Source organism: Micromonospora aridisoli, assembly GCF_056150025.1.
Genome location: NZ_JAXCFK010000012.1, coordinates 33,315 through 58,621 on the forward strand (window position 1 = coordinate 33,315; position 25,307 = coordinate 58,621).

Sequence of the window (25,307 nt, forward strand, 5' to 3'; positions counted from 1 at the left end):
CCGCAGGGGGCGGTAAGGCGTACCTGACGGCAACGGGCGTGCCGGCCGTACCGTCGGGGTACTGGGACCGGCAACGTCGAGGCGGGAGGAGCGCGGTGGCGGCAGGTGGGCGAGGGCGACGCCGGGGCAGGCTCGCCGGCCTGGCGGTGGCGCTGGTGGCGGCGGCCGCCTGCATGGTGGAGCCGTTGGCCGAACCGGCGGATCCCGGCGGGCCAGGGGAGCCGGCCTCACCCACCGCCGAGGTGACCCGCGCCGACGGCACCGACACGGTGGAGGAGTTCCGGCAGGACGTGGCCGACGCGCAACGGCTCGCCGAGCTGTACTGGGCCGACCAGTTCCGGGCGTCGGGCCGGTCCTTCCGGCCGATCCGGCGGGTGATCCCGTACCAGCGCGACGGCGAGGTCTCCTGCGGCGGCCAGGAGGTGCCCCGCAACAACGCGGTCTACTGCACCGTCAGCGACTACATCGCGTACGACATCAACTGGTCCTTCGGTGCCTTCCGGCAGATCGGTGACGCGTTCGTGTTCTACCTGCTCGGCCACGAGTACGCGCACGGCATCCAGACCCGGCTCGGTATCCGCTACAACTACACCATCCAGCAGGAGTTGCAGGCCGACTGCATGGCCGGGGCGTTCCTCGGCGACTCGGTGCGGGCGGGCCGCCTCACCCTCGAGGACGGCGACCTCGACGAGTTCAACGAGGGGCTGTTGGCCGTGGGCGACGACCCGGGTCAGCCCTGGTTCGCCGAGGGGTCCCACGGCACCCCCGAGCAACGGTCCGAGGCGTTCTTCCGCGGCTACGAGCGGTCCCTGTCCGCCTGCGACCTCGGTTGAGAAAGCTCACTGTGCCGGGCGTTCGGCCGGCGCGGGCTGACAGGATTCATCGGGTACCCGACCCCGAGGAGGATCCGGTGAGCAGCACCCGCCCGGCGGCCGTGCTCTTCGACATGGACGGCACGCTGGTCGACAGCGAGCGGCTGTGGGATGTCGCGTTGACCGAACTCGCGCAGCGCTACGGCGGCACACTGTCCACCGCCGCCCGCCGGGCGATCGTCGGCACCGGCATGGCGGACTCGATGCGTATCCTCCACGACGACCTTGGGCAACCGCACCGGGACCCGCAGACCAGCGCGGAGTGGATCAACGCGCGGATCCTGGAACTGTTCCGCACCGGACTCGAATGGCGGCCGGGAGCGCTGGCGCTGCTCGGCGCGGTCCGGCAGGAGCGGATCCCGACCGCGCTGGTCACCTCCAGCGGTCGGGCGCTGGTCGAGATCGCCCTGGACACCCTGGGTCGCGACAGCTTCGACGTGGTGGTCTGCGGCGACGAGGTCGACTCGACCAAGCCGCACCCGGAGCCGTACCTGACGGCCGCCCGACTGCTCGGCGTGCCGATCGACCGGTGCGTGGCGATCGAGGACTCGGCGACCGGGGTGGCCAGTGCGGTCGCCGCCGGAGCCGCGGTGCTGGCGGTACCAGCCGAGGTGCCGCTCGCACCCCGCGACGGTGTGCACCAGCTGGAGAGCCTGCTGTCGGCGGACCTGGAACTGCTCGCGGGCCTGCTACGCCGAACCCCCGTCTGACAGTAAGGAAGGGCCCCCTCTTAACGCCTCCGGTAGAGAAAGGGCCCCTTCTTAACGCTGTCCCGGTCGACGCGCGCCGCTACGCGTTAAGAAGGGCCCCCTGCTCTACGCGAGGCGTCAGCAGGGGGCCCTTCCTTTCACCTCAGTCGTGGGCGATGGCACCCAGCACGTTGATCCGGGCGGCCCGGATCGCCGGCAGCACCGCCGCGACGACGCCGATGATCGCGGCCAGGCCGAGGAAGACGCCCATCTGGCCCCACGGCAGGACCAGCCTGGTGATGCCCTCGTCGCGCAGGGCCTCCACCACGGCAGCACCCAGACCGGCGCCGACCACGATGCCGAGCAGCGCGCCGAACACCGAGATCACCACCGCCTCTACGGTGATCATCCCCATGGTCTGCGACCGGCGCAGACCGATGGCGCGCAGCAGACCCAGCTCCCGGGTGCGTTCCAGCACCGACAGGGCCAGGGTGTTGACGATGCCGAGGACGGCGATCACGATGGCCAGCGCCAGCAGGATCTGGATCATCTGGAGCAGCCCGTCGAGCTGCCCGGTCTGCTGCTCGATGAACGCGTCCCGATCGGCCACCGAGACCTCCGGGCTGTTCGCCAGCAACGACTCGACGCGGGGCAGCACGTCCGCGGTCCGCACACCCGGCTCCAGCTGGAGGTAACCCTGGATGGGCTGCGGGATGGTGAAGTCCCGAGCCGCGTCCACGGGCAGCACCACCGGGCCGAACAGCGGGCTGCTCTGGTAGATGCCGGTGACGGTGTAGGTGCGCTCGTCACCGCGGGCCAGTTGCACCGGCACGGTGGAGCCCACCGTCAGACCGCGCGACTGCGCCGCGTCGGAGCTGACCAGCATCTGGCCCGGCCCCAGCCGCTCGATGTCGCCGGCCGTGGCGGTGAGACCGAACATCTGGGTGAGCGCGCTCGGCTCGCTGCTGGCACCGACCCAGGTGGTCTGGCCGCCGACCATCGCCATGTCGCCGTACTCGCCGTCGACCATGCGGACCCCGGGGATCGCCTTCGCCTCGTCCAGCACGGCCGGGTCGAAGGACGGCGGACGCGGGCCCGACTGCGCCCCGGCGATCACCAGCTCGGCCTTGATGCTGTCCTGGGCCAGACCGCTGATGCTGCTCTTGGCCGAGTCCAGGATCACCGTGATGCCGGTCACCAGGGCGATGCCCACCATCAGCGCGGCGGCGGTGATCGCGGTGCGGCGCGGGTTGCGTCCCGAGTTCAGCCGGCCCAGCTTGCCCGGCACCCACCCGGAGAAGACCGCCCCGAGCGCCGCCACCACCGGCCGGCTGATCAGCGGCGTCAACAGGGCCACCCCGATGAACGCGAACAGCACGCCACCGAGGATGGTGACCAGGGTTCTGCTGCCGGCGTGACCACCCAGCCCGAGGAAGAGCAGGGTGGCGCCGATCGCGGTGACCAGCGCACCCGCGACGGTCACCTTGGTCAGCGGACGGTCCGGGGTGGCGACGTCCTGCATCGCCGCGATCGGTGGGATCCGCGCGGCCCGCAGCGCCGGCAGCAACGCGGCCAGCACGGTGATCACCAGGCCCACGCCGAACGCGCCGATCACCGCCGAGGCGGGCACCCCCACCCCGGCCAGGGCCAGCCCGCCGGCCAGATTGCTGAACAGGTACGCCAGCAGCGCGCCGATGCCGATGCCGGCGGCCAGGCCGAACACCGAGGCGATCAGACCGATGGCGATGGCCTCCAGCACGACCGAACCGATGATCTGCTTGCCGCTGGCGCCGACGGCCCGCAGCAGCGCCAGTTCCCGGGTGCGCTGCGCCACGATGATCGAGAACGTGTTGAGGATCAGGAACGTGCCGACCAGCAGGGCCACCGCGGCGAAGCCGAGCAGGATCCGGTTGAAGAAGGACAGCCCCTCCTTCAGGTCGGCGGAGGCGTCCGCGGAGAGCTGCTCGCCGGTCTTGACCACGAAGCCGTCACCGACGGCCGCGGCCACCGCGTCGCGCAGCTCCTCGTCGGAGACACCGGCGGCGGCGCTGACCACGATGTTGTTGAACACGTCCGGCTCGCCGAGCATCAGTTGCTGCGCCACCGGGGTGGTGAACATGACCTCGTTGGTGCCGCCGAGGGAGTCCCGGTCGCCGCTGTAACCGAAGATGCCGACGATGGTGAAGTCCCTGCGGGGCTCCAGGGTGAGTACGCCGACCCGGTCGCCGAGAGCCACCTTGCCGGCGTTGGCCAGCGCCTTGTTGATGACGATCTCGTCGTCGGCCTGCGGCTCCCGGCCCTCCCGCAGCTGCACCAGGTCGCTCTCGCCGGTCCAGTTGCCGCCCAGTTGCGGCGGCCCGAATGAGGTCACCGCCTTGCCGTTGCTGCCGATCAACCGAGCCCCGTCGGCGACGACCACCCCGGTGGCCTCGGCCACCCCGTCGACCGCCCGGACCGTCTCCAGCGTGGCGGCCGGGAACGGGCTGGCGAGCTGCTCGCCCTCCATCTCGCTGAGTTCCAGCCTCGGTTTGGCGGCCACGTTGACGTCGACCTCGGCGTACGCGTCGGCGAACAGCGAGTCGAAGGAACGGCCGAGGGTGTCGGTGAGCACGAACGCACCGGAGACGAACATGACGCCGAGCACCACGGCCAGGCCGGACAGGATCAGCCGGACCTTGCGGGCCAGCAGACTCTTCAGGGTCGCGCGGAACATCAGCCGGCCACCTCGGCGGGCGTGTCCAGCTTCTTCATCGTGTCCAGCACCGTGTCGGCGGTCGGCTCGATCAGCTCGGAGACGATCTGACCGTCGGCGAGGAACACCACCCGGTCGGCGTACGCGGCCGCCGTCGGGTCGTGAGTGACCATGACGATGGTCTGCCCGTGCTCGCGCACCGAGTTGCGCAGGAAGTTCAGCACCTCCGCGCCGGAGCGCGAGTCGAGGTTACCGGTCGGCTCGTCCGCGAAGATCACCTCGGGGCGGGCGACCAGGGCGCGGGCGCACGCCACCCGCTGCTGCTGGCCGCCGGACAGCTGCGCCGGCCGGTGGCCCAACCGGTCCCGCAGGCCCACCGTGTCGATCACGATGTCGTACCAGGCCGGGTCGGGCCGGCGCCCGGCGATGGACAGCGGAAGGAGGATGTTCTCCTTGGCGGTCAACGTCGGCAGCAGGTTGAACTGCTGGAAGATGAAGCCGACCTTGTCTCGGCGCAGCCTGGTCAGGCCCGCGTCACCCAGCCCGGTGACGGTGGTGTCGCCGATCTGCACGGTGCCCCGGGTCACCGTGTCCAACCCGGCCAGGCAGTGCATCAACGTCGACTTGCCGGAACCCGACGGGCCCATGATCGCGGTGAACCGGCCGCGCTCGAACTCCGCGCTGACCCCCCGCAAGGCGATGACCTGCGCCTCGCCGCTGCCGTACACCTTCCACACGTCGCTCGCCCGGGCTGCGGCCGGTGCCGGCTGGCCTGTCGTAGCGGTCACGTCACGTACCTCTCCGTCGGTGTCGATCGTGCCGCCCCCGCTGGTCCGGCACGCGTCCCATCATCTGTGCTGCCCGAGGCGGATCCGTCCGACTCCGGGCGGAGCCGTGGCGGATTTCCGGCTGCGGGTACCCCCCAACGCGGCGTCAGGGTTGACCCCGACACCGCACCGTCGCCGCCCTGGCCGGACGGCGCACGGCCATGGTGCACGCTGTCGCCACGTGAGGGTCAACCAGTTTCCGCCGCCCGCCGTCACGGTAGGTGACGGATGCAACGTGCGCGTTACGCCCCAGGTCGCACCAGACCCGACTCGTACGCCAACACCACCGCCTGCACCCGGTCCCGCAGCCCGAGCTTGGTGAGCACGTGCCCGACGTGGGTCTTGATGGTGGTCTCGCTCACCGACAAGGCCCGGGCGATCTCGGCGTTGGACAGCCCACGGGCGACCTGCACGAGCACCTCCCGCTCCCGTTCGGTCAGCGCGCCCAGGGTCTTCGGCGGTGCGGCGGCCGGGTCCGGCAGCACGTCGGCGAACCGGTCCAGCAGCCGCCGCAGGATCCGCGGCGCCACCACCGCGTCACCGGCGGCCACCGTGTGGATCGCGGTGACCAGGTCCTCCGCCGGCACGTCCTTGGCCAGGAAGCCGCTCGCCCCCGCCCGCAGCGCCCCCACCACGTACTCGTCCAGGTCGAAGGTGGTCAGGATGAGCACCCGCACCGGCAGCCGGGCATCGACGATCGCCCGGGTGGCGGTCACCCCGTCCATGCGGGGCATCCGGATGTCCATCAGCACCACGTCCGGCAACAACCGACGGGACAGTTCCACCGCCTCCACCCCGTCGCCCGCCTCCGCGACGATGTCCAGGTCGGTTTCCGCGCCGAGAACCATCCGGAAGCCGGTACGCAGCAGCGGCTGGTCGTCGGCGAGCAGGATCCGCACCGGCCGGGCCTGTGCCGTCGAATCGGCCATCTGGTCCTCCCTCTCGCCAGCACCGCTCACCCGTGGGTCGCCTCCGGCAGGGGCTCGACCGGGATCCGGGCGTACACCCGGTAGCCGCCGCCGGTCCGCGCGCCGGTGCGCAGGATCCCACCGTAGAGGCCGACCCGCTCCCGCATCCCGACCAGGCCGTGCCCGACCCGATCGGTGGGCGACGGCCCGCGGCCGGTGTCGGTGACCTCCACCTCCACCGCGTCACCGGCGAAACTCACCCGCACCTGCGCGGTCGCCGCCCCGGCATGCTTCAGCGCGTTCGTCAGCGCCTCCTGCACGATCCGGTACACGGTCAGCGCCACCCCCTCCTCCAACTGCCCAGGCCTGCCCGCCACGGTCAGCCGCACCGGCAAACCGGCCTCGCGGACCTGATCGGTGAGCGCCTCGAGGCCGGCGATGCCCGGCTGCGGCGCCAACTCCGCCGCCGGTTCCGCCTCGGTACGCAGCACGTCGAGCAGCCGGCGCAGCTCCCGCAGGGTCGCCCGGCTGGTCTCCTCGATCGTGGCCATCGCCTCGTCGGCGCCGTCCGGATCGCGGCGCAGCACCCGCCGCACCCCGGTGGCCAGCACCCCCATCACGCTGACATGGTGTGCCACCACGTCGTGCAGCTCGCGGGCGATCCGCCGCCGTTCGTCGGCGACCGCCTGCTCGGCCAGCGCCCGCTGGTTCGCCACGGCGACCCGCGCCCGCTCCCGCAGCGCCTCGTGGGAGGAGCGGCGCGCGTGTACCGTCCGGCCCACCGAGAACGACACGATCCCGACCAGGATGTTGTTGGCGATCAGGTACGCCGAGCTGACCTGCGGGATGCCCTCCGGCGGCACGACAGCGTTCACCACCGCCACCGGCAGCCACAACACGAGCGCCGCGGCCAGGGCCGCGCGTGCCGGATGATAAGCGGCCATCGTGTAGGTGAGCACCACGAACGTCAGGCTCTGCGTCGTCGGCGCCACCCCCAGCGTGCCCGGCAGCACCAGCGTCGCCAGCGCGGCCAGCACCGCCGGCCACGGCGCCACCCGGCGCAGGGCGGCCGGTGCCGCGCACAGCAGACTCCAGCCCAGCGCCGCCGGCAGCGGCCGGGGCCAGAACTCCCGCGGAGTGAGCAGCGTGAACACGACCTCCGCCACCACCAGCCCGGCGGCCAGCAGCAGATCGCCGGCCACCGGCCGTCGACGCAACCACTCCCTCAGCTCGCCACCCACGCCACGACGCTAGCTTCCCCAGCAGCCGAAAGATCGTCTTGTGTGGTGAGCCAGGTCTCCTCCCCGGGGAGGAGAGGCTACTCGTCGGCGCCCGGCGGTGCCGGGGAGGACCGGGCGTCACGCAGCGGATCCGGCGTCGCCACCGGCTCCGGGAAGGGCGGCGGGGTGCCGCCGAAGCTGGGGCAGCGCGCCTGATGACTGCACCAGTCGCACAGTCGGCTCGGCCGGGGGCGGAACTCCCGCGCCGCGGTGGCCTGCTCGATCGCCCGCCACAGCGCCACCACCGTCCGCTCGAAGCGCACCAACTCCTCGGCGTCGGGGGCGTAGTCGCAGACCTCGGCGTCCTTGAGGTAGAGCAGCCGCAGCACCCGGGGCACCACGCCACGGGTCCGCCACAACACCAGGGCGTAGAACTTCAGCTGGAACAGGGCACGGGCCTCGAACGCCTCCCGCGGAGCGCCGCCGGTCTTGTAGTCGACCACCCGCAACGCGCCGTCCGGCGCCACGTCGAGCCGGTCGAGGTAGCCGCGGATCAGCAGCTCGTCGTCGACCACGGCGGAGATGAGGCTCTCCCGCTCGGCCGGCTCCAGCCGGCGCGGATCCTCCACCGCGAAGTAGCCCTGCAGCAGAGCCGACGCCGAGCGGAGGAACTCCGCCACGGCGGGCGGTTCGTCGTCGGCGAACAGCTCGCCCAGCTCCGGCTGCTCGGTGACCAGACGGTCCCACTGACCGGCGACGAGGTCACCGGCGGCCTCCGGGGTACGCGCGGCCGACGGCAGGTCGAACAACCGCTCCAGCACCGCGTGGACCAGCGTGCCCCGCGCCTGCTCGACGGTGGGCCGCTCAGGCAGTCGGTCGATGCTGCGGAACCGGTAGAGCAGCGGGCAGGTCTTGAAATCCGCCGCCCGCGACGGTGACAGCGAGGCTCGCACGGTCGCCGGCAGGGGCGTCGGGGTCGGGGCCTGCTGAGTGATCACCGGATCGGCCGTCATGCCCCGGAAGGTTAGGCCACGTGTGTGACAGGCCGGCCGCCGCCGCTCCGAAAGGTGATCACCTGACGCGTAGCATCAGCCCGATGGAACAGCGGAGGCGACCGCGGGCCGGCCAGCGCCCCGGCATGCGGGTGGGTCGGATCCTCGGGGTACCGCTGTACCTGAACGCCTCGATCCTGCTGCTCGCCCTGCTGATCACCGTCCTGTACGGCGAACTGGCCGGCCAGCGGCTGCAACTGTCCCCGCTCGGCGGCTACCTCGTCGGCGCCGGATTCGTCCTCGCGTTGCTCGGCTCGGTCCTGGCCCACGAGCTCGGCCACGCCCTCACCGCCCGTCGCTTCGGCATCGGCGTGCGGGGAATCACCCTGGAACTGCTCGGCGGGTACACCGAGATGGACCGCGACGCCCCCTCCCCACGGGTGGACCTGCTGGTGTCGCTGGCCGGGCCGGCCGTCTCCGCCGTGCTCGGCGCGGCCGCCGTCGCGGCGACGCTGGCCCTGCCCGACCGCACCGTCGCCGATCAGCTCGCGTTCCAACTCGCGGCGAGCAACGTCATCGTCGCGGTGTTCAACATCCTGCCCGGCCTGCCGCTGGACGGCGGGCGGGCGCTGCGCGCGGTGGTCTGGGCGCTGACCCGCGACCGGCACCGGGCCACCGAGGTGGCCGGGTGGGCCGGGCGGGTCCTGGCCGTGGCCACCGCGCTGCTGGTGGCGACGCTGTACGCGATCGACGTGCTGAGCCTGCTGGCCCTGCCGCTGACGGCACTGGTCGCCCTCACCCTCTGGCACGGCGCCGGCCAGTCGATCCGGATGTCCCGCATCGGCCGGCGGCTCCCGCTGGTCGACCTGGCCGAGCTGGCCCGCCCGGTGCACACCGTGCCCACCGGCACCCCACTGGCCGAGGCGCAGCGCCGCGCCGCGCAGGCGCACCCGGCCACCGAACCGCGGCGCCCCGCCGCGCTGCTGGTGACCGACTCCGCCGGCCGGCCGGTGGCCCTGGTCGACCCGGCCGCCGCCGCGGCCGTCCCGGCGGCCCGCCGGCCCTGGCTGGCCGTGGACGCGGTCGCCCGTACCCTCGCCGACCTGCCGAGCATCCCGGTGGCCACCGATGGGGAACGGGTGCTGGAGACCGTGCAGGCACACCCGGGCGCACAGTACGTCGTGACGGCAGGCGAAGATGTCGTCGGCGTTCTGCACATCGCGGATCTGGCTCAACTGCTCGAACCTCACCGGAAGATGAACACGTGACCGTCACCCACTCCGCCCACCCGGCCAGCGACCTCCCCGAGGAGAAGGTGGAGCCGCCCGCCGTGCGGCGTGGGCCGTTCCAGCCCGGTGACCGGGTGCAGCTGACCGACCCCAAGGGGCGAATGCACACGGTGACCCTGGAGCCGGGCAAGGAGTTCCACACCCACCGCGGCATCCTGGCGCACGACACGCTGATCGGCCTGCCCGACGGCAGCGTCGTCACCACCTCCGGCGGCGGCACCGCGTTTCTGGCGCTGCGCCCGCTGCTGTCGGACTACGTGCTCTCCATGCCCCGCGGCGCCCAGGTGATCTACCCCAAGGACGCCGCGCAGATCGTCGCCATGGGGGACATCTTTCCCGGGGCGAAGGTCCTCGAAGCCGGCGCCGGCTCCGGAGCGCTGAGCTGCTCGCTGCTGCGCGCGGTGGGCACCTCCGGCGAGCTGCACTCCTACGAGCTGCGCGACGACTTCGCCCAGATCGCCCGACGTAACGTCGAGTCGTTCTTCCGCGGCCCGCACCCGGCCTGGCACCTGCACGTCGGCGACGTCGCCGAGTGCCGCGAGACCGGTTTCGACCGGATCATCCTGGACATGCTGACTCCCTGGGAGAACCTCGACATGGTCGAGCGGGCGCTGCTGCCCGGCGGCGTGTTCATCGGCTACGTGGCCACCACCCCGCAGCTGTCCGAGCTGGTCGAGGCGCTGCGCGAACGCGGCGGCTGGACCGAGCCACGGGCCTGGGAGTCCCTGGTCCGGGACTGGCACGCCGAAGGGCTGGCCGTCCGTCCGGACCATCGGATGATCGCGCACACCGCGTTCCTCGTCTCCGCGCGTAAGCTCGCCCCCGGAGTCACCGCCCCGCCCCGGCGCCGCAAGCCCAGCAAGGGCACCGAGGCGTACGCGCAGCGCCGCCAGGCGCTACGCGAGGCGGAGGCGGCCCGGCAGGCGACCGTGGTGCCGCACGAGGCGTCGGCCGAGCAGACACCACCCGAGGTGACGCAGGAGACGGACAGGCCGTGACGGCGGAATGGGACGGCTGGGAGTGAGCGGGCTGATCCTGGCAGGTCCGGCGGTGGCCGGAGGTGACGGTGTGCGCGGAGGCGGTGCCACGCGGGCCGAGGCCGACGCCGAGCGGAGCGAGGTGACCGCATGAGCCGTCCCGGCTTCGGCGGTGGCGACCTGCCGGCGGTCTTCCCCGACTGGTCCCCGTACACCGACCTCGAATCGGCGGCGCGGGCCTACCTGCGGGACCCCGACGTCGCCCTGGAGGCCCTCGGCGGTGTGCTGCGCGGGGCCTCGGTGCTCGGCTTCACCCTCGAACGCTTCGTCAACGAGGTGAACGGGGTGTGGCAGGAGGTCGTCGTCTGCGACGGCAGCCGCCTGGTGCTCTGGCACGGCGAGGACGTGCCGCCGGGGGAGGGGCCGCCGGGTTCGATGACCTCCTCGCTGCGGGTGGTGCCGGTCTCCTCGGTCACCGAGGTGGGCTGCCGGCGCCGACTGTTCCGCCACGACAACGGCGAGATCCGGGTCGACAGCATCGACGTCTACCTGCTGTTGACCTCGCTGGACGAGTCGCCGCCGAGCGAGGAGGCCGCCGGTGGCCCGCGCCACGACGCGCTGCGCTTCGGCAAGACCCTCGACGACGGGGGCGCCGGGCAGATCGCCCGGTTGGAGGAGTTCGCCCGGCTTGTCGCCTCGGTGGTCGGCCGTCCACTGCTGTAGCAGCGGCCCGCGACCGGTGCCGCCGGGCGGGTGAGCCGCTGTCAGCAGGGCGGCCCGCGTCAGTCGTCGGCCTCCGGGCCGGCCACCTCGACGCCGTCACTGCCGCGTACGACGTGGATGCACTCGCCCGGGCACTCCTTCGCCGAGTCGATCACCTCGAGGCGCAGGTGCTCCGGCACCGCCACCCGGCCACCCGGCTGCTGCACCAGCTCACCGTCGGGACCCTTGACGTAGGCCAACCCGTCGACGTCGAACTCGAAGACCTCCGGCGCGTACTGCACGCACAGCCCGTCGCCCGTGCACAGATCCTGATCCACCCAGACCTGCAACTGGTCGGTCGCGACCTCGGCCACCGGCGCACCCCCCATGTTCTCCCGTCCCACCCCCCGACGGTACCCGAATGCCGGTACCCGCCCGTCGACCCACCCTTGGCGATCAAGCTTCGGTGACGGGCGCGTTGCGGAGGACCGAATCGGGCTCATAGCGGCTAGTGTTAGGTCAGAACGTTCAAGCCCCCCGGGGAGGTGGGACGTGGCACGCAGCGACGACGCGGACTCGCGCGCCGCACGGTGGGAGAAGGAGGCCCACGATCTCTCCACGCAGGTCGCGTTCCTTCAAGAGGAACTCGCTCTGGTGCGGCGCAAGTTGACCGAGAGCCCCCGACACGTCCGGCAGCTCGAAGAGCGGCTGGCCGCCACCCAGGCGCAGTTGGCGCGGCTGACCGAGAACAACGAACGGCTCGTGAGCACCCTCAAGGAAGCTCGCGCGCAGATCGTGACGCTCAAGGAGGAGATCGACCGGCTCGCTCAACCCCCAAGTGGCTACGGCGTCTTCCTGGCCCGGCACGACGACGGCACGGTCGACGTCTTCACCGGCGGACGCAAACTGCGCGTCGCCGTGTCGCCGTCGCTCGACGTCGACGAGCTGCAACGCGGCCAGGAGGTCCTGCTCAACGACGCGCTCAACATCGTCGACGCGTTCGGCTACGAGCGGGTCGGCGAGGTGGTCATGCTCAAGGAGATCCTCGCGGGTCCCGAGGGCGCGCCGGGCGACCGGGCGCTGGTGGTCTCGCACTCCGACGAGGAACGCATCGTGCACCTCGCCGAGACCCTGATCGGCAGTTCGATCCGGGCCGGCGACTCGCTCATGATCGAACCCCGCTCGGCGTACGCCTACGAGCGGATCCCCAAGAGCGAGGTCGAGGAACTCGTGCTGGAGGAGGTGCCCGACGTCGACTACACCGACATCGGCGGCCTGCACTCCCAGATCGAGCAGATCCGCGACGCGGTGGAACTGCCGTTCCTGCACGCCGACCTGTTCCGGGAGCACCAGCTGCGCCCGCCGAAGGGCATCCTGCTCTACGGCCCACCCGGCTGCGGCAAGACGCTGATCGCCAAGGCGGTCGCCAACTCACTCGCCAAGAAGATCGCCGAGCGGCGGGGCGAGGAGAAGCACACCAGCTTCTTCCTCAACATCAAGGGCCCCGAGCTGCTCAACAAGTACGTCGGCGAAACCGAGCGGCACATTCGGTTGATCTTCCAGCGGGCCCGGGAGAAGGCCGGCGAAGGCACTCCGGTCATCGTCTTCTTCGACGAGATGGACTCGGTCTTCCGCACCCGCGGCTCCGGTGTCTCCTCCGACGTGGAGAACACCATCGTGCCGCAGCTGCTCAGCGAGATCGACGGCGTCGAAGGGCTGGAGAACGTCATCGTCATCGGCGCCTCCAACCGGGAAGACATGATCGACCCGGCGATCCTGCGCCCGGGGCGACTCGACGTGAAGATCAAGATCGAGCGTCCGGACGCCGAGGCGGCCAAGGACATCTTCTCCAAGTACATCCTCCCCGGCCTGCCGCTGCACGCCGACGACCTGGCCGAACACGGCAGTGACCCCCAGGCCACCGTCGCCGCCATGATCGACGCGGTGGTGCTACGGATGTACTCGGAGACCGAGGAGAACCGCTTCCTGGAGGTCACCTACGCCAACGGCGACAAGGAAGTCCTGTACTTCAAGGACTTCAACTCCGGCGCGATGATCCAGAACATCGTCGACCGGGGCAAGAAGATGGCCATCAAGGAGTTCCTCACCTCCGGTCGCAAGGGACTACGCCTGCAGCACCTGCTCGACGCCTGCGTCGACGAGTTCCGCGAGAACGAGGACCTGCCCAACACCACCAACCCGGACGACTGGGCGCGCATCTCCGGCAAGAAGGGCGAACGGATCGTCTACATCCGCACGCTCGTCTCCGGCGGCAAGGGCACCGAGGCCGGCCGCTCCATCGAAACCGCCAGCAACACCGGTCAGTACCTCTGACCCGACGCACCACCGGGGCCCGTGACGCCACCCGTCACGGGCCCCGCGCATGCGCTCCGGCCCGCCGCGCGCGCACCACTCCGCACGGATAGACTCCGGGGCCACCTTCCCATCCGAGAAGGACAGTCGTGCCCACCCAGCAGAGCGAAAAAGCCCCGGCGCTCCCCACTAGTCCGACCGCCAGCCCCGCCGCGTGGCGCCGCCGGCCCCTGCTCACCGCGCTTGCCGCGCTGCCCGCGGCCTGGCTGCTGCCGTTGGCCGCGACCGCCGTCGACGCCCGCTGGACACTGCCCCCGGCAGTCCTGCTCGCCACCGCCAGCCTGCTGCGCGGCGGCCGGACGCTGCTCGACCGGCTGCTGCTCGCCACCCTCCTGCTCGCTGGCCTCACCACCGCGGCCGGGCTGCTCTTCGCCGTCTGGCCCTGGGGGATGGCACCGGTCCCGGTGGCCGGCACCGCGCTGACCGTCCTCATCCTCACCGCCCTGGCCACCGGCCGGCACCCCACCCTGCCCCGACCCGGCCGGGACGACCTGTTCCCCGTCCTCGGCACCGCCGCGCTCGTCGGCTATCTCGCGCAGCCCGTACTGCGCGCCGACGACCCCCTCGGCCGGTTGACGATCCTCTCCAGGGGCGAGGACTACTTCCGGCACTTCTCCCTCGTCGACGTCATCGGCAGACACGGCGGCTACGTCTTCCTCGACCCCGACGCCGTACGCGAGCAACTCCTCTCCCTGCTCGTCCACTACCCACAGGGCTGGCACCTGCTGGTCGCCCTGCTCGACGGCCACCTCACCCCGCCCGGCACCGCACCGGCCGGCACCGGCGCGCTGCAGCCGTTCCTGTGGTGGAACGTCGCCACGTTCGGCTTCTTCGTGATCACCCTGCTCTGGGCCGCGCACCGCCTACCCGGGCCGCTGCACCCGCTCAGCCGCAGCGTGCTCACCATCGTCGTATGTGCCCTCGTCCTCGGCAGCCAGATGCCCCGCATGCTCCTGTCGGGATACCCCACCGAGACGCTCGGGTTGACCCTCACCATCGCCCTCGCAGCGCTCGTCGCCCGGCCGGTCGCCGCCCTCCGCGAACACCTGCTGCTGCTCGGTGCCCTGCTCGTCGGCATCGGCTACACCTACTACCTGTTCCTCCCCGCCGCCGCCGTCATGGTGCTGGGGGCCCTGCTCGCCCGCCGCCGCGAGGTGCTGCGGGCCCGCCGCACCGCGCTGGCCATCGGCACGGCCACCGCCGTCCTCACCCCGCTGCCGATCCTGCTCGGCGTGTTCCGCGCCAACCAGACCGAGGCACTCACCGCCACCGTCGGACCCGACCTCACCGAGACCTGGCTCGCCCTCGGCGGCCTGGGCGCCCTCGTCGTACCGGCGCTGCTGGTGCACGCCGTACGGTCCGGACGCGACGACCCGGCCTGGCGGCGCTGGCTGTTCATCCTGCTGGTCAGCCTCGCCCTCGTCCTGGGCATCGGGCAGGCCAGCGTCAGCCTCGGCGGTGAACCCGGCTACTACTTCAACAAGGCCGGCCACCTCACCACCGTGCTGCTGATCGCCGGCACCGCCGCCGTGGTACGGCTACTGCCGGTCCCACGTCGCAACCGCCCGCTGCACACCGCCACGGCCGGCCTCACCGCCGTCGCCGTCGCCGCCGCCACCGTGCTGCTCGTCGGTGTCACCGGTTGGCACCGCAGCCTGCTCGTCGTCGACAACCCGACCTGGGCGCAGCGCTGGGTGCACCAGCAGGTCGACCAGCCCACCCGCGTCCCCGTCGTGTGCGACCGGGCCCTGCGGCGGTATCCACCGGCCGACGGCGTCACCACGCTGATCCTCGACCGCAGCCCGTACCGCGCCTACCTGGCCAACATCTGCGTCGCCACCATGCAGGGCACGACCGCGCAGACCGAAGCCGGGATCTACCACATGGCCTTCGTCGAACCGGAGCGAACCTCGCAGATGCTGCAACGAACTCCGGGTGACATCCGGCTCGTGGTCACCACCGACGGTGCCCAGGTCCGGGTCAACAGGCTGCTGCGGGACGCCCCGGAACTGCGTGACCGGGTCACCGTCGAGGTGATGCTCGTCGACGAGCCCCCGTCCTGACCGGCGGGACCCAGCGGTACGCCGCACGACCGCCACGCCCCCGGTTGGCCGAGCGACGACTACGCTCGACATGACGGGGACCGGTCGGCAAACGAAGCGGGTAGGTCGATGAGCGTAAGACGAATCATGGGCACCGAGGTCGAGTACGGCATCTCCGTGCCCGGCCAGGCCGGGGCCAACCCCATGGTCACCTCCTCCCAGGTGGTGAACGCCTACGGCGCACGGCCGGAACTGAACCGGGGCGGCCGGGCCCGCTGGGACTACGAGGAGGAGTCACCGCTGCGCGATGCCCGCGGCTTCACCTACTCCGGCGCCGCCTACGACCCGGCCGAGGCGCTCGCCGACGAGGACCTCGGCCTGGCCAACGTGATCCTCACCAACGGGGCCCGGCTCTACGTCGATCACGCGCACCCCGAATACTCCACCCCCGAGGTGACCAACCCCCGCGACCTCGTCCGCTGGGACAAGGCGGGAGAACGGGTGATGGCGGAGGCGGCTCGGCGGGCCGCCACGATTCCCGGCACCGCGCCGATCCACCTCTACAAGAACAACACCGACAACAAGGGCGCCAGCTACGGCGCGCACGAGAACTACCTCATGCGCCGGCAGACGCCGTTCGCCGACATCGTGGCGTACCTGACGCCGTTCTTCGTCACGCGGCAGATCGTCTGCGGCGCCGGCCGTGTCGGCATCGGCCAGGACGGCGGCCAGAGCGGCTTCCAAATCTCCCAGCGTGCCGACTTCTTCGAGGTCGAGGTCGGCCTCGAGACCACGCTCAAGCGGCCGATCATCAACACCCGCGACGAACCGCACGCCGACGCGGACAAGTACCGCCGGCTGCACGTCATCATCGGAGACGCGAACCTCTCGGAGATCTCCACCTACCTCAAGGTGGGCACCACCGCGCTGATCCTCACGATGATCGAGGAGAAGGCGCTCGGTCCCGACCTCGGCATCGCCGACCCCGTCGGCGAACTTCGGGCGGTCAGCCACGACCCGTCACTGTCGCACCTGATGCGGCTGCGCGACGGGCGTCGACTCACCGCGATGGACGTGCAGTGGGCCTACCTGGAGCGGGTGCGCGCGTTCGTCGACGACCGCTACGGCGACGACGTCGACGAACAGACCGCCGACGTGCTCGACCGGTGGGAGAACGTCCTCGACCGGCTGGGGCGCGACGTGATGCTCTGCGCCGACGAACTGGACTGGGTGGCGAAGCTGCGGCTGCTGGAGGGCTACCGGGAGCGGGAGAAGCTCGGCTGGGGCTCGCACAAGCTCCAGCTGGTCGACCTGCAGTACTCCGACGTACGTCCGGAGAAGGGCCTCTATCACCGGCTGGTCTCCCGCGGGTCGATGAAGACCCTGCTCAGCGACGAGGAGAGCCGTACGGCGATGACGGAGCCGCCGGAGGACACCCGCGCCTACTTCCGGGGCCGCTGCCTGGCCCAGTACGCCTCCGAAGTGGTCGCCGCGAGCTGGGACTCGGTCATCTTCGACGTCGGTCGGGAGTCGCTGGTGCGGGTGCCGATGATGGAGCCGGAGCGGGGCACCAGGCGGCACGTCGGAGAGTTGTTCGACCGCTGTGCCAGCGCCAAGGATCTGCTGGAGACCCTGACCGGCGGCTGACCCACCGGTCGCCATCGCGACTGCCCCACCGGGCCGCCCTCCGTAGCGCGGTCCGCCGCCGCGCGCCGGTACCGGCGCGCGGCGGGCGTTTCGTCGCTGCCGCGAGGTAAGTTCATCGCAGGGAGATCGTGGAGGAGGCAACGATGGCCACTCGTGACAGCGGCGGTCAGTCGCAGTCGGGCAAGTCCCGTCAGGGCGAAGAGGTCGAGGACGTCACCGTCGAGGCGAACCCGGAGGTCGCCGAACGGCACGCCGAGATCACCGAGGACGTCGATGACCTGCTCGACGAGATCGACTCCGTCCTCGAGGAAAACGCCGAAGAATTCGTGAGGGGATATGTCCAGAAAGGGGGTGAATAGGGCATATGTCCGATTTGCCCGGGCGGTCGGGCAAAGTATGTCCCCAGTGCAGGCGCTCACTCCCCACCACCGAGTTTCACCGCAACCGTCGTCGGGCGGACGGCCTCGGCTACTACTGCAAGGCGTGTGCGACCGCCCGCTCGGAGGCCAGCCGCCGCAGGCGTGGCATCGCTCCCGCACGAAGGTCGGCGACTCCGGTGGGTCAGGGTCTGAAGTGGTGCCCGGACTGCGAGCAGGTCAAGCCGTTGGACGAGTTCCCAAGCACCACCCGGAAGGCCAGCGGCCGGCACAGCTACTGCAAGCCTTGCCATAACGCGCGGGGCAAGGAGACCGCCCAAGGCTCTACGGAGGCAACCGCGAGTACCACCTGCGGCGGCGGTACGGCATCGGGCAGAAGGAGTTCGATGAGCTGCTGGCCGAGCAGGGCGGGGTCTGCGGGGTGTGCGGTGACCCCGATCCGGAACATGTGGACCACGATCATCGCACCGGGTGGGTGCGCGGGATACTCTGCTTCAACTGCAACGGTGGTCTTGGCCAGTTCCGCGACAGTCCGACGAGGCTGGCCAGGGCCATCACGTACCTGAGAGGAACCACGTGGCAGCGGGTTTTGATCCATCCGGGCGTCTTCCAGATGTGTTCACCAACGCGGGGACGTCCTCCTTCACGGCTTTCCTGAGCAAGGTGGCTCCCGAGATGCTGCCCGGCCGTCGGGCGCTGCCCCCGGGCATGGCCGCCGATCTGGCGCCGCACGCCACCACGATCGTGGCGATCTCGGCGGCCGGTGGGGTCGTGATGGCCGGTGACCGGCGGGCCACCATGGGTAACCTGATCGCCCAGCGGGACATCGAGAAGGTGCACCCCGCGGACGCGTACTCGCTGGTGGGCATTGCGGGCACCGCCGGTATCGGCATGGAGCTGATGCGGCTGTTCCAGGTGGAGCTGGAGCACTACGAGAAGATCGAGGGCGCGATGCTCTCGCTCGACGGCAAGGCCAACCGGCTCGCCTCGATGATCCGCGGCAACCTGGGTGCGGCGATGCAGGGGCTGGCGGTGATTCCGCTCTTCGCCGGGTTCGACCTGGCGGCCAGCGATCCGGCGCGGGCCGGGCGGATCTTCAGTTTCGATGTCACCGGCGGCCCGTACGAGGAAACTGGCTACGACGCGATCGGCTCCGGTTCGCTGTTTGCCAGGTCGGCGTTGAAGAAGCGGTTCCGGACCGGGCTGTCCGTCGACGACGCGGTGCGGCTGGCGGTGGAGGCGCTCTACGACGCCGCCGACGACGACACCGCGACCGGGGGGCCCGACCTGACCCGGCGGATCTACCCGGTGGTGATGACCGCGACGGCGGAGGGGACGCACCGGCTGACCGACGCGGAGACCTCGGCGATCGCGGAGAGCGTGGTCGCCGGCCGGATGGAGAATCCGGGTGGCTGAGCCGCCCGCCCGCAGCTGATCGCAGTTTCCCCCAGTACGCGCCCGAAGGAGAGCCGCCGCCGTGGCCATGCAGTTCTACGCCTCGCCCGAACAGATCATGCGCGACCGTTCCGAGTTGGCCCGCAAGGGCATCGCTCGGGGGCGCAGCGCGGTGGTCGTGAGCTATGCCGGCGGGGTGCTCTTCGTTGCCGAGAATCTCTCCAGCACCCTGCACAAGGTCAGCGAGATCTACGACCGGATCGGGTTCGCCGCCGTGGGCCGCTACAACGAGTTCGAGAACCTGCGCCGCGCGGGTGTGCGGATGGCCGACCTGAACGGCCTGAGCTACGACCGCCGGGACGTGACGGGTCTGGCACTGGCCAACTCGTACGCGCAGATCCTCGGCGCCATCTTCACCGAGCAGTCGAAGCCGTTCGAGGTGGAGATCTGCGTGGCGGAGGTGGGTGCCACGCCGGAGGAGGACTCGCTGTACCGGTGCACCTACGACGGGTCGGTGACCGACGAGCCGGGCCGGATGGCGATGGGCGGTCAGGCCGAGGCAATCTCCGGGGTGCTGAAGTCGAATCACCGGCCGGACATGTCGCTCGGTGACGCGGTGAAGGTGGCGGTGCAGGCGCTGGGCAGTGTCGGCGGCGAGGGTGGTGCCGCCCGCACGATCGCCGGCAACCAGTTGGAGGTCGCCATCCTGGACCGTAACCGGGTGGGTCGCACCTTCCGGCGGATCACCGGTGCCGCGTTGACCGCGCTGCTCGACGGCGACGCGGCCGGCGCGGCGGCGGAGGGCGACCGGGCGCAGACCCCGAGCACGCCGACGGAGGAGGGGCACAAGCCGACCACCTCCGCCGGCTCAGCGGACCTGGAGGACAAGCCGGGCGACAAGTCCGGCAGCTGATCGCCATCCCGGTCTCGGACCGGACAGCGGCGGCGCCCGACCGGTCACGACCGGCGGGCGCCGTCCGTGTTTTCCGGGCGGTCAGTGCCGGGCGAGCAGTGGCCGCACGAGCGCCCACCAGGCGACGGCGACCGCGTTGAAGAGGCCCATTCCCGGCGGGGCCGCCACATTTGACGGAGCCACTCGCGCGGTCATCAGCTCGGCGAGGGCGCCGTCGCCGACGGTACGTTCGGCCTGCAGGCGTCGTCGGCGGTCGCGTACCCAGGCGCGGTTGCGCCACAGCCAGGCCCAGCCTCGGGCCTTCTGGGCCGCCCAGCCGCCGGCCAGCGCGGTGGCGAGCATGGCGGCCTCGGTGAGCAGCAGCATCGGTGCCAGCAGCGTCAGGGTCCGGCCCTGGTAGGCGGTCAGCAGGGTGAGCAGGCGGTTGCGTTCTACCAGGTAGAGCTTGAGTTGGTTGCGGGAGAACTCGTAGTGGTGGAGCACGACGGCGTCGGGCACGTACTCCAGCCGCAGGCCGCGTTGCCACAGCCGGAGGCTGAGTTCGGTGTCCTCGTGGTAGGCGAAGTACTCGTCGGGGAAGCCGCCGAGTTCCTCCCACCGGTGGCGGCTGATGACGAAGCAGCAGCCGCTGAGGGACGGGACCACGGTGCGCCGGGCGTGGGCGCTGGCCGGTTCACCGTTGCCGCCGGCCCAGGACAGGCCGGTGAAGTGCAGTGGGTTGCCCGAGGTGTTGATCAGGTCGGGGTCGTTGGCGAGCCGGATGGAGGCCATGGCGGCGCCGACGCCCGGCTCGGCGGCGACCGCGACCACCTTGGCGAGGGCGTCGGGGGTCACGAGGGCGTCGGAGTTGACGAAGGCCAGCCAGTCGCCGGTGGCCTCGGCGGCACCGAGGTTGCAGCCGCCGGAGTAGCCGGTGTTGGTCTCGGGCCGGACGACCCGTACGCCGGGCAGACCCTTGACCACGTCGATGCCGTCGCCGGTGCAGCCGTTGTCGACCACCACCAGGTCGATGTCGACGCCGGTGCTGGCCAGCACGGCCCGGGCGGCGTCGACCAGCCAGGGTTCGGTGCCGTAGGCGAGCATCACGGCGGTGACGCGGGGTGGTTTCATCGGGCTCCTCCGGGGGTGGTGGCGGGCACCGGGGCCGCGACCGGCGGGGCGGGCGGCGGCGTCGAGCGGCGACGCAGCAGGGTGCCCATGACGAGCGCGGCCGTCACGGAGCCCACGGCGTAGCCGAGTTCGACGCGGAGCGCGACGGAGAGCGGGGCCAGGGTCGCGCCGGCCAGCGCGGCGACGCCGACGATCCAGGCCAGGGCCTGGGCGTGGTGCCGGTCGCGGGCCAGCAGCGCCTGGCCGAGCACCAGAGCCCACAGGTACGCCACGGTGGCCGTCGAGAGCCAGACGAAGTCGCCGTGGCCGAGGACGTCGGGGGCGTCGAAGAGGGCTCGCACGAGCCATGGGCCGAGCAGGGCGGTGAGGACGCCACCGGCGACGCCGAGGGCGGTGACGATCGCCAGGGAGCGGCGCAGCAGGGCGCCGAAGGCGCGGTCGTCGCCGGTGGCGGCGGCGGTGGACAGACCGGGTAGCAGCGCGGCCTGCATCGAGCCGAAGACGAAGAGTGGTATGCGGACCAGTACCAGCGCGGAGAGCAGGGCGCCGGCGGTGGCGACGTCGGTCGGGTCGAGCAGCCGTACGTTGATCACGCCGATGTTGACCACCACCTGGGCGAGCAGGCTGGAGGCGGTGAGCAGGGCGAGTCCGCGGAGCAGTGGGGGCCATGGGACCTTGGGTCCGCGCCCGGTGGCCCGGGCCACCGGTGCGGCGGTCAGTGCCACGGCGGCCAGTGGCGCCACGACCAGGACCAGCGCGTACGCCACGGGGGAGTCGACGCCGGCGACGGCGAGGGCGGCGACCAGCACGATGCGTAGTCCGCCGTCGAGGCCGAGTTGGGTGCCGTACCAGCCGAAGCGGCGCAGGCCGGAGAGCACACCGCGGGTGGTGTGTGCCACGGCCAGTGCGGCCAGGGCGCCACCGAGGGCGGGCACCATGGTGGGGTCGCCGTCGAAGAGCCGGTCGGTGAGGGTGCCGGCGGTGCTGATGGTCAACAGCAGGAGCAGGCCGAGCACGGCGGCGGCGACGGCGGCCCCGCGGGCCAGTACCGGACCGGGTGGCAGCGCGCGGGTGCGGCGGGCCGCGACGAGGCGGGCGATCTCCTGTTCGACGGGGAAGAACACGCCGATGCCGAGGGTGAAGACGACGGACCAGAGCACCGACAGCGCGGAGTAGTCGGCGGCGTCGAGGTTGTGCCCGGCCAGGGCGAGGTGGACGTACGCGGCCAGTCCGACCACGGCCAGGCCGATGCCGACGGGGAGCGTGCCGGGTGGGAGGAGGCGGAGCAGGCGGCGCATCACCGGCGGATGAGGGCGAGGGTGAGGACGGCCAGAGCCCGGCCAAGGTAGATCATCGCCTTGGCGGGGGAGTGGCTGGGGGTGCCGGCCATCCGGCGACGCATGGCGACCGGCACCTGTTGGATCCGGTAGCCGCGCCGGGCGGCGTGGACCAGCGTCTCGACGGTGTCGCCGAGGTACTCGGCGGGGTACCAGCGGGCGAACATGTCGATCATCCGGCGGTTGGCGGCGCGGAAGCCGGAGGTGGTGTCCGTCAGCGTGGTGCCGGCCAGGCCGGACAGCACCAGCGACAGCATGCCCATCGCCCAGCGGCGGGGGCCGCGTACGGTGTAGTCGCCCTCGCCGGCGAACCGGGCCCCGATGACCAGGTCGTAGTCGTCGAGCAGGTCGACCAGTTTCGGCACGTACCGGGGGTCGTGCTGCCCGTCGGCGTCGACCTGTACCGCGACGTCGTAGTCGTGGTCGTGGGCGTAGCGGTAGCCGAGCCGCATGGCTCCACCGACGCCGAGGTTGTACGGCAGCCGGGCGACGCGGGCCCCGGCGGCGGCGGCGACGGCGGCGGTGCGGTCGGTGGAGCCGTCATCGACGACGAGTACGTCCACGTCGGGCAGTTCGCCCCGGATCTCGCCGACGACGTCGCCGATGGAGGCGGCCTCGTTGAGCGCCGGGATGATGATCAGCAGTCGCTTGCCGTTAACCATCGCGGGACACCATCTCCGCCCGGTCGGGGCGTCCTACCCACTCGGCACGTTCCGCCCGTTCGGCCTCGACCTCGGCGCGGAGCAGGGCGAACTCCTCGGCGAGGGTGCGGGTCTCCTCCTCCAGCGCGCTGACCTCCCAGCTGAGGTGGATGCAGACCAGCAGGAGGAAGACGATGCCGAGGAAGAGCACCAGACTGACGCCGGAGGCGACGCCGAGCAGGTCGGCGACGCCGTCGAGCAGCCGGGGGAACAGCGACAGCGGGATCACCACGAACAGCAGCCCGAGCCAGAGCATGCCGTACTTCTCGCGCAGTTGCCGGCGGCGCAGCAGCTCCACGATCGTGGCCAGCAGGACCAGACCGGTCAGGCCGGTGACCAGGGTGAGCTTCATGCGACCTTCCACGGGGAGAGTGGAGCGGCGGAGGCGAACGCGTCGACCAGGGTGGCGTGCCAGTCCGGCAGGGGTGGCAGCCCGATCTCGGCCCACCGGCCGTGCCCTAGCACACTGTACGCCGGTCGGGGAGCGGGTCGCACGAACCGGGCGCTGGTAGTGGGTCGGATCCGGTCGGGGTCGAGCCCGTGCAGGGCGAACACCGCGCGGGCCAGCCCGTACCAGGTGGTTTCGCCGGAGCAGGTGCCGTGATACACGCCGGGGGTGGCATGTCCGGCGTGAGCGGCCTCGGCGAGCCTGACCAGGTGGCGGGCCAGCGCGTGGGACCAGGTCGGCTGGCCGCGCTGGTCGTCGACGACGTCGAGGACCTCGCGTCGGTCGGCCAGATCGAGCATGGTGGTGACGAAGTTGCGGCCGTGGGTGCCGTAGAGCCAGGCGGTCCGCACCACGTAGCCGGCGTCGGGCAGCAGCCGGGTCACGGCCCGTTCGCCGACGAGCTTGCCGCGACCGTACGCGTTGACCGGTGCGGTCGGCGCGTCCTCCGGGTACGGGGCGGTGGCGGTGCCGTCGAAGACGTAGTCGGTGGACAGGTGCAGCAGGCGGGCACCGTGGACGGCGCACGCGGTGGCGAGGTGGGTGACGGCGTCGCCGTTGACGGCGGTGGCGGCCGGCTCGTGCTGCTCGGCACCGTCGACGTCGGTCCAGGCCGCGGTGTTGACCACCACGTCGTGGCCGTCGACGGCGGCATGTACGGCGGCGGCGTCGGTGATGTCGAGTTCGGTGCGGGTGAGGGCGGTGACCTGGTGTTCCGGTCGCGCGGCGAGGACGTCGGCCAGGTCGCGGCCGAGCATGCCGCCGGCACCGGTCACCAGGAACCTCATTCGGCTGCCGCCTTCAGCGGTTCCCACCAGGCGCGGTTGTTGCGGTACCAGCGGACGGTGTCGGCGAGTCCGGTGTCGAGGTCGATGCTGGGGGCGTACCCCAGCTCGTTGTTGATTTTGGTGATGTCGAGGGAGTAACGGCGGTCGTGTCCCTTGCGGTCGGCGACGGGCACGACGCGGTCCCAGCCGGCGTCGCACGCCTCCAGCAGCCGGGCGGTGAGTTCCTTGTTGGTCAGTTCGGTGCCGCCACCGATGTGGTAGACCTCGCCGGCGCGGCCCCTGTGCTGGACGAGCGCGATGCCGCGGCAGTGGTCGTGCACGTGCAGCCAGTCGCGGACATTGCCGCCGTCGCCGTAGAGCGGCACGGTGCCGCCGTCGAGGAGGTTGGTGACGAAGAGCGGGACGACCTTCTCCGGGTACTGGTAGGGCCCGTAGTTGTTGGAGCAGCGGGTCACCACCACGTCGAGGCCGTGTGTCCGGTGGTAGGCCAGCGCGAGCAGGTCGGAGCCGGCCTTCGACGCCGAGTAGGGGGAGTTGGGCGCCAGCGGCCAGTCCTCGGTCCAGGAACCCTCGGCGATCGAGCCGTAGACCTCGTCGGTGGAGACGTGCACGAACCGGCCGACGCCGTGGCGCAGGGCGGCGTCGAGGAGGTTCTGGGTGCCGAGCACGTTGGTGGTGACGAAGGGCGCGGCACCGGCGATCGAGCGGTCGACGTGGGACTCGGCGGCGAAGTGCACCACCACGTCATGCCCCGCGACGGCCTGGTCCACCACGTCGGGGTGACGGATGTCACCCCGTACGAATCGGAATCGGGGGTCGTCGGCCACCGGGGCGAGGTTGGCCAGGTTGCCGGAGTAGGTGAGCGCGTCGAGCACGGTGACCACGTCCGGCTTCAAGGCCGGTACGCCCGCCGCACTGCCGCCGGGGACGCCGAGCAGCGTCCGGACGTATTCCGAACCGATGAACCCGGCTCCGCCGGTGACCAGGATCCTCACGGGTCCGGAAGTCTAC

The 25,307-nt window shown here is 71.5% G+C and carries 24 protein-coding genes; 12 read left to right on the top strand and 12 right to left on the bottom strand.

Annotated features, from left to right (window positions below; all coding sequences use genetic code 11):
* Positions 1 to 38: 38 nt before the first annotated feature.
* Together SM447_RS23215 and SM447_RS23220 are read left to right on the top strand one after the other, a co-directional pair.
* Entirely contained in the window at positions 39 to 833 is a 795-nt protein-coding gene (locus SM447_RS23215; RefSeq protein ID WP_474574966.1) for a neutral zinc metallopeptidase, read from the top strand.
* A 101-nt stretch (positions 834 to 934) separates the two neighbouring features.
* The gene (locus tag SM447_RS23220; protein ID WP_474575146.1) at positions 935 to 1,582 is read left to right on the top strand and encodes an HAD family hydrolase; all 648 of its coding nucleotides are present in this window, start codon (positions 935 to 937) and stop codon (positions 1,580 to 1,582) included.
* A 142-nt stretch (positions 1,583 to 1,724) separates the two neighbouring features.
* On the opposite strand, the gene SM447_RS23225 is transcribed toward SM447_RS23220, so the two are convergent.
* The 5 genes from SM447_RS23225 to SM447_RS23245 form a co-directional block, all read right to left on the bottom strand.
* Positions 1,725 to 4,274 (bottom strand): ABC transporter permease, encoded by a 2,550-nt coding sequence (locus SM447_RS23225; protein ID WP_474574967.1) that lies wholly within the window; start codon positions 4,272 to 4,274, stop codon positions 1,725 to 1,727.
* On the bottom strand, positions 4,274 to 5,041 hold the full coding sequence (locus tag SM447_RS23230) for an ABC transporter ATP-binding protein (protein WP_474574968.1): 768 nt from the start codon (positions 5,039 to 5,041) through the stop codon (positions 4,274 to 4,276). Before SM447_RS23230 ends, SM447_RS23225 begins: the two co-directional genes overlap by 1 nt.
* Before the next feature lie 281 nt (positions 5,042 to 5,322).
* A complete protein-coding gene (locus tag SM447_RS23235; RefSeq protein WP_474574969.1) occupies positions 5,323 to 6,009 on the bottom strand; it encodes a response regulator in 687 nt (228 codons plus the stop codon).
* 26 nt (positions 6,010 to 6,035) lie between these two features.
* Entirely contained in the window at positions 6,036 to 7,229 is a 1,194-nt protein-coding gene (locus SM447_RS23240; RefSeq protein WP_474574970.1) for a sensor histidine kinase, read from the bottom strand.
* A 77-nt stretch (positions 7,230 to 7,306) separates the two neighbouring features.
* Positions 7,307 to 8,221: a RecB family exonuclease gene (locus SM447_RS23245; protein ID WP_474574971.1), complete on the bottom strand. Its 915-nt coding sequence runs from the start codon at positions 8,219 to 8,221 to the stop codon at positions 7,307 to 7,309.
* Positions 8,222 to 8,304: 83 nt separating this feature from the next.
* Between SM447_RS23245 and SM447_RS23250 the strand changes: the two genes are divergently transcribed.
* The 3 genes from SM447_RS23250 (at position 8,305) to SM447_RS23260 (ending at position 11,189) form a co-directional block, all read left to right on the top strand.
* On the top strand, positions 8,305 to 9,468 hold the full coding sequence (locus SM447_RS23250; RefSeq protein ID WP_474574972.1) for a M50 family metallopeptidase: 1,164 nt from the start codon (positions 8,305 to 8,307) through the stop codon (positions 9,466 to 9,468).
* A gap of 47 nt (positions 9,469 to 9,515) precedes the next feature.
* Positions 9,516 to 10,487 carry a tRNA (adenine-N1)-methyltransferase gene (locus SM447_RS23255; protein ID WP_474575147.1) on the top strand — a complete coding sequence of 324 codons (972 nt, stop codon included), beginning with the start codon at positions 9,516 to 9,518 and terminating at the stop codon, positions 10,485 to 10,487.
* 129 nt (positions 10,488 to 10,616) lie between these two features.
* Positions 10,617 to 11,189 (top strand): hypothetical protein, encoded by a 573-nt coding sequence (locus SM447_RS23260; RefSeq protein WP_117227855.1) that lies wholly within the window; start codon positions 10,617 to 10,619, stop codon positions 11,187 to 11,189.
* A 59-nt stretch (positions 11,190 to 11,248) separates the two neighbouring features.
* Here the strand turns inward: SM447_RS23260 and SM447_RS23265 are convergent, their stop codons facing one another.
* A complete protein-coding gene (locus tag SM447_RS23265; RefSeq protein ID WP_474575148.1) occupies positions 11,249 to 11,542 on the bottom strand; it encodes a ferredoxin in 294 nt (97 codons plus the stop codon).
* 178 nt (positions 11,543 to 11,720) lie between these two features.
* On the opposite strand from SM447_RS23265, the gene arc reads away from it, so the two are divergent.
* The 7 genes from arc to prcA all read left to right on the top strand — a co-directional run bounded on the left by arc (position 11,721) and on the right by prcA (position 19,915).
* On the top strand, positions 11,721 to 13,502 hold the full coding sequence (gene arc / locus SM447_RS23270; RefSeq protein ID WP_474574973.1) for a proteasome ATPase: 1,782 nt from the start codon (positions 11,721 to 11,723) through the stop codon (positions 13,500 to 13,502).
* 128 nt (positions 13,503 to 13,630) lie between these two features.
* Positions 13,631 to 15,604 (top strand): hypothetical protein, encoded by a 1,974-nt coding sequence (locus SM447_RS23275; RefSeq protein WP_474574974.1) that lies wholly within the window; start codon positions 13,631 to 13,633, stop codon positions 15,602 to 15,604.
* A 108-nt stretch (positions 15,605 to 15,712) separates the two neighbouring features.
* The gene (dop, locus tag SM447_RS23280; RefSeq protein WP_474574975.1) at positions 15,713 to 17,230 is read left to right on the top strand and encodes a depupylase/deamidase Dop; all 1,518 of its coding nucleotides are present in this window, start codon (positions 15,713 to 15,715) and stop codon (positions 17,228 to 17,230) included.
* A 143-nt stretch (positions 17,231 to 17,373) separates the two neighbouring features.
* A complete protein-coding gene (locus SM447_RS23285) occupies positions 17,374 to 17,589 on the top strand; it encodes a ubiquitin-like protein Pup (RefSeq protein WP_092380345.1) in 216 nt (71 codons plus the stop codon).
* Positions 17,590 to 18,001: 412 nt separating this feature from the next.
* Positions 18,002 to 18,265, top strand: a complete 264-nt coding sequence (locus SM447_RS23290) for an endonuclease VII domain-containing protein (protein ID WP_474575149.1) — start codon at positions 18,002 to 18,004, stop codon at positions 18,263 to 18,265.
* Positions 18,184 to 19,023 (top strand): proteasome subunit beta, encoded by an 840-nt coding sequence (gene prcB / locus SM447_RS23295; RefSeq protein ID WP_474574976.1) that lies wholly within the window; start codon positions 18,184 to 18,186, stop codon positions 19,021 to 19,023. Before SM447_RS23290 ends, prcB begins: the two co-directional genes overlap by 82 nt.
* A 61-nt stretch (positions 19,024 to 19,084) precedes the next feature.
* Entirely contained in the window at positions 19,085 to 19,915 is an 831-nt protein-coding gene (gene prcA / locus SM447_RS23300; protein WP_474574977.1) for a proteasome subunit alpha, read from the top strand.
* A gap of 81 nt (positions 19,916 to 19,996) precedes the next feature.
* Here prcA and SM447_RS23305 read toward each other — a convergent pair whose 3' ends face one another.
* Genes SM447_RS23305 through rfbB form a run of 6 tightly spaced genes read right to left on the bottom strand, consistent with a single transcriptional unit; the run spans position 19,997 to position 25,291 of the window.
* On the bottom strand, positions 19,997 to 21,025 hold the full coding sequence (locus tag SM447_RS23305; RefSeq protein WP_474574978.1) for a glycosyltransferase family 2 protein: 1,029 nt from the start codon (positions 21,023 to 21,025) through the stop codon (positions 19,997 to 19,999).
* Positions 21,022 to 22,323, bottom strand: a complete 1,302-nt coding sequence (locus tag SM447_RS23310; protein WP_474574979.1) for a lipopolysaccharide biosynthesis protein — start codon at positions 22,321 to 22,323, stop codon at positions 21,022 to 21,024. Before SM447_RS23310 ends, SM447_RS23305 begins: the two co-directional genes overlap by 4 nt.
* Positions 22,323 to 23,024 carry a glycosyltransferase family 2 protein gene (locus tag SM447_RS23315; RefSeq protein ID WP_474574980.1) on the bottom strand — a complete coding sequence of 234 codons (702 nt, stop codon included), beginning with the start codon at positions 23,022 to 23,024 and terminating at the stop codon, positions 22,323 to 22,325. Before SM447_RS23315 ends, SM447_RS23310 begins: the two co-directional genes overlap by 1 nt.
* Positions 23,017 to 23,415, bottom strand: coding sequence for a DUF2304 family protein (locus tag SM447_RS23320; RefSeq protein WP_474574981.1), 399 nt, complete (start codon positions 23,413 to 23,415; stop codon positions 23,017 to 23,019). The genes SM447_RS23315 and SM447_RS23320 overlap by 8 nt, the downstream gene beginning before the upstream one ends.
* Positions 23,412 to 24,296: a dTDP-4-dehydrorhamnose reductase gene (gene rfbD, locus SM447_RS23325; protein ID WP_474574982.1), complete on the bottom strand. Its 885-nt coding sequence runs from the start codon at positions 24,294 to 24,296 to the stop codon at positions 23,412 to 23,414. The genes SM447_RS23320 and rfbD overlap by 4 nt, the downstream gene beginning before the upstream one ends.
* Positions 24,293 to 25,291 (bottom strand): dTDP-glucose 4,6-dehydratase, encoded by a 999-nt coding sequence (gene rfbB / locus SM447_RS23330; RefSeq protein ID WP_474574983.1) that lies wholly within the window; start codon positions 25,289 to 25,291, stop codon positions 24,293 to 24,295. Before rfbB ends, rfbD begins: the two co-directional genes overlap by 4 nt.
* Between the last annotated feature and the right edge of the window lie 16 nt (positions 25,292 to 25,307).